The sequence below is a fragment of the Methylobacterium indicum genome, from assembly GCF_001043895.1.
Taxonomy (GTDB): domain Bacteria; phylum Pseudomonadota; class Alphaproteobacteria; order Rhizobiales; family Beijerinckiaceae; genus Methylobacterium; species Methylobacterium indicum.
Genome location: NZ_JTHF01000336.1, coordinates 1 through 4,279 on the forward strand (window position 1 = coordinate 1; position 4,279 = coordinate 4,279).

The following is a 4,279-nucleotide window of genomic DNA, read 5'->3' on the forward strand; positions in this document are numbered from 1 at the left end:
GCTTGATCCGCCCCGGCCGCGCGTCGCGGCCGGGGCGGATCAAGCCACCAGCGTGTAGCCCAAACCGGGCGGCTCCCTCCAGGGTGTCCGTACGGGAGGGGGCCGGCGACCAGCCGATCCCGCCGGACTCCCCTCGCCTCAGGTCTCGAGTTCGCTGTCCCAGTACAGGTAGTCGATCCAGGTGTGGTGGTACTGGCGGTGGTCGAATTCCGGCTGGCGGCGGTGCAGCTCGTGGCGGCTCGGCCGGCGCGGCTCGTTGAGGAGGGGCATCTCGGCCTCCTCGGGCGTGCGGTTGGCCTTGCGCAGGTTGCACGGGCTGCAGGCCGCGACGACGTTCTCCCAGCTCGACAGGCCGCCGCGGGAGCGCGGCACCACGTGGTCGAAGGTCAGGCCGCCCGAGGGCAGGCGCAGGCCGCAATACTGGCACGAGAACGTGTCGCGCAGGTAGATGTTGTAGCGCGTGAAGGCGGGGCTGCGCGCCATCGCGACGTAGCTCTTGAGCGCCACCACGCTCGGCACCCGCAGGGATCGGCTCGGCGAGCGTGCCTCGACGTCGTAGCTCGCCACCAGGGTGACGCGGTCGAGGAACAGGGCCGTGAACGCATCCTTCCACGACCACAGCGAGAGCGGATTGTAGGAGAGCGGCCGATAATCCGCGTTGAGCACGAGGGTTTGAAGATCCAGCATCATCCTGCCCTGGCGACGGGCCGACCGCAGCGAAGGGGGCCGGCGCGATGCCGGTCCTCGCGGTGCTCGCCAGGAGAGGAGATGGGGACCATCGCCTACCCTCCGAGCCGGTCGGGAAGAGTGGGGGGAAGTGTCGGAGGACACGCCGGATGGCCGCCACGGCCGCTCGGGGAGCGCGCGCCGTGCGGCGCGGCCGGGTTGCGAGCCGGTCGCCGTCTGGGCTGCCGATGAGGTGCGATCACCGCCATCCTCCCGCAGCAGAACGAAAAGGCCGTGTCCATCGAGGGCTTAGTCTAATAGCAGCATGACAGGGTTGTGAAGGTTTCGGCTCGGGGCGTCTCGTCACGCCCCACCGGTTTCGCGCTCCACAGGGACGACCTCCCGCCCGCTCCCCCGTCGGGGCCTTGGTCGGTGCCTTGCGCGACGCCCGGTCCTGTTCCGTTGCGGCAGGGACCGCCCGGCACCGATTTTCGCCCCATTGATCCGCGATGGGCCGGGCCCGTCGCGTTCGACCGTCCGGCCCCGATGACCTAGTTGGGCGGGGGCTGGCCGGGCCGCCCCGGAGCGGGCCGACGACGGGCCGCGCTGCCGCGCCACCCTCGTCCGCCAGGACGGCGTGGCGGGGCAGGGACGGGGCGAGCGATGTGGATGACGAGACGCCGGTGAGAAGGAATGCGCATGAGACAGCTTCGCCGATGGACGATCGCCCTGGCTGCGGCCCTGCTGAGCCCCGGGCTCGCGGCCGCGCAGGGGCCCGCGGCGAAACCGGAGCGGGCCGTCGTCGCCCAGGCGCCGACCGGGAAGGGTGATCCGAAGGCCGCCCAGCCCGCGGCGGCTCCGCCCGCCGCGCCTGCGGAACCCGCCAAGCCCGCGACCCCGCCGCCCCAGACCCCGATCTCCGAGCAGATCAAGCAGATCCGCGCCCAGCTCGACGCCGAGAAGGCCGACCTCGACCAGCGCGAGCAGGCCCTGACCCATCGCGAGCTGAACAAGGACGACCTCGCCCTCCTGCGCGAGGGCATCCCGCCGGTGGCCGACCGGCTGCGCCAGGTCGTCGACCAGCTCGGCCCCCGGCTCGACGCGGCCAAGGAGCGGCTGAACCAGCTCGGGCCCAAGCCCAAGGAGCCCGAGGGCGCCGACGTGGCGCAGGAGCGGGCCCAGCGCGAGGCCGGCGTCGCCGAGATCGACGACACCCTGCGGCTCGCCCGCTCGCTCCTGGTCCAGAGCGACCAGATCACCGACCAGATCAGCAACCGCCGCCGGGCCGCCTTCACCCGCGCCCTGTTCGAGCGCACCGACGGCCTGGTGAGCCCGAGCCTGTGGCTGCGCGCCACGAGCGATTACGGCCGCGACCTGCGGGCGCTGAAATCCTCCCTCGACGACTCGGTCGTCCAGGTCCAACGCCGCGGGACCGCCCTCAACCTCGTCCTGCTCGCGCTCGCGATCGGCATCTCGGTGGCGCTCTATGTCGGGCGCCGGCACATCGCCCCGCGGGTCGGCCACCGCTCGGCGACCGACGGGCAGCCGACCCGGTTCGCCCGGGTGATGGCAGCCTGGCGGGTCTTCCTCGTCGGCGCCGTGCCGGCGGTGCTCGGCAGCTTCCTCGTCGGCTACACCCTGGACGTCACCGAGCTGCTGCCGGTGCGCCTCCTGCCCGCCGCGCACCGGATCGTCGCCTCGCTCGCCTTCGTGGCGGTGGTCGAGGCGATGGCCGACGCGCTGCTCTCGCCCGACCGCCCGGCCTGGCGCCTCGTGGCGATGACCGACGCCACCGCCGAGCGGCTGAACCGCCTGATCCTCGCCATCGCCTCGGTGATCGCGGTCGGGCGCACGATCGAGGGGCTGAACGAGGGCATCTCGCTCAGCCTGCCGATCACCATCGTCACCAAGGGCGTGTTCGCCGCCGTCGTCGCGGTGGTGCTGGCCGAGGGCCTGCGCCGCTTCGCGGCCCGGGCCGAGGAGGCCGACGAGGCCTGCCTCGGCCCCTACATCGCCGCCGAATCGACCACCGGCATCGGCGGCCCCTTGCGCATCCTCGGCTGGATCGTGGTGGCGGCGATCGGCGTCTCGGCGCTCGTCGGCTACATCGCCCTGTCGTCGTTCCTGATCGACCAGCTGATGTGGACCGCGATCGCGGCGGCGATGCTCTACCTGGCGATCGCGAGCGTCGACGCCGTGGTGGCCTCCGCCCTCCAGGACGATTCCCGCATCGCCACGACGCTCCAGGCCAATACCGGCCTGCGCAAGCGCTCGCTCAACCAGATCGCGGTGCTGATCTCGGGCTTCGTCCGGGTGGTGCTGCTCACCGCCGCCGGCGTGCTGCTGCTGGCCTCCTGGGGCGTCGATTCGACCGACCTGTTCAGCTGGGCGCAGGCCGCGTTCTTCGGCTTCACGGTCGGCGGGGTCACGATCTCGCTCTCGACCATCGCCATCGCGATCGGGCTGTTCACGCTGGGCCTCGTCATCACCAAGGCGATCCAGCGCTGGCTCGAAAACACCTACCTGCCGGCCACCGACCTCGATCCGGGCCTGCGCAACTCGATCTCGACGGTGAGCGGCTATGTCGGCTTCCTGCTCACCCTGGCGCTGGCCTTCTCGTATCTCGGCCTGAGCCTCGAGAAGCTCACCATCGTGGCCGGCGCCCTGTCGGTCGGTATCGGTTTCGGCCTGCAATCGATCGTCAACAACTTCGTCTCCGGCCTCCTGCTGCTTTGGGAGCGGCCGATCCGGGTCGGCGACCTCGTGGTGATCGGCGACAACGAGGGCTATGTCCGCCGCATCAGCGTGCGCTCGACCGAGATCCAGACCTTCGACCGCTCGGCGGTGATCGTGCCGAATTCGAACCTGATCTCCGGCGTGGTGAAGAACCGGGTGCGGGGCGACCGTACCGGGCGAGTCACGATCACGGTCAGCGTCCTGCGCAACCAGGACCCGGTCCATGCCGCCGAGCTGATCGTCGGCTGCGCCAAGGCCCATGCCGACGTGCTCAAGGAGCCGCCGCCCCGGGTGGTCTTCCGCAAGATCGGCGATCCGTTCCTCGAATTCGAGCTGATCGCGATGATCACCGACGTCGGCTCGCAGGCGAAAGTGCAGAGTGACCTCAACTTCGCGGTGTTCAAGACCTTGTCGGAAGGCGGTCTCATCCCCAATCTCGGACCCGGATCGAGCATCGTCACGGTTCAGGGGCTCGACGCGATGCAGGACGCCATGGGGCAGATCGCCCGCATGACCCTGCCCGGCGCCGTCCGCCCCGAGAGCCGTCCCGAGACTCGCCCGGACCCCGAGGCCGAGCGCCGCAGAACCCCCGAGACCGTGCCGTGACCGCCATCCCCGCCGCGCTGAGGCGCCTCGCCCTCCTGGTCCTCCCGGCCGGCCTCGCCGCCTGCTCGGCGACCGAGGCGACGCGGGTGCCGAGCGCGGCGGGGGCGGGACCGAGCCTGTACTGGCCGATGGCGGCGACGGGCGCCCAGATCGATGCGGGCGCCGCCCGCGACATGATCGCGGCCTACCGCAGCAACAAGGGCCTCCCGCCGCTCGCCCTCGATCCCGGCCTCCAGCGCCTCGCCGAGACCGAGAGCGCCGCCATGGCGGC

2 protein-coding genes and 1 pseudogene are annotated in these 4,279 nt (G+C 71.6%); 2 read left to right on the forward strand and 1 reads right to left on the reverse strand.

All coding sequences use genetic code 11. The features are described from left to right. Nucleotides 1-138 precede the first annotated feature (138 nt). Complete coding sequence (locus QR78_RS29405; protein ID WP_048431169.1) at nucleotides 139-687, reverse strand: HNH endonuclease; 549 nt, start codon at nucleotides 685-687, stop codon at nucleotides 139-141. Between the two features lie 678 nt (nucleotides 688-1,365). Between QR78_RS29405 and QR78_RS29410 the strand changes: the two genes are divergently transcribed. Next, nucleotides 1,366-4,008, forward strand: a complete 2,643-nt coding sequence (locus tag QR78_RS29410) for a DUF3772 domain-containing protein (protein ID WP_048431171.1) — start codon at nucleotides 1,366-1,368, stop codon at nucleotides 4,006-4,008. Then, nucleotides 4,005-4,279, forward strand: a pseudogene (locus QR78_RS36325) (CAP domain-containing protein); the annotation flags it as partial. The gene QR78_RS29410 and the pseudogene QR78_RS36325, both read left to right, overlap by 4 nt.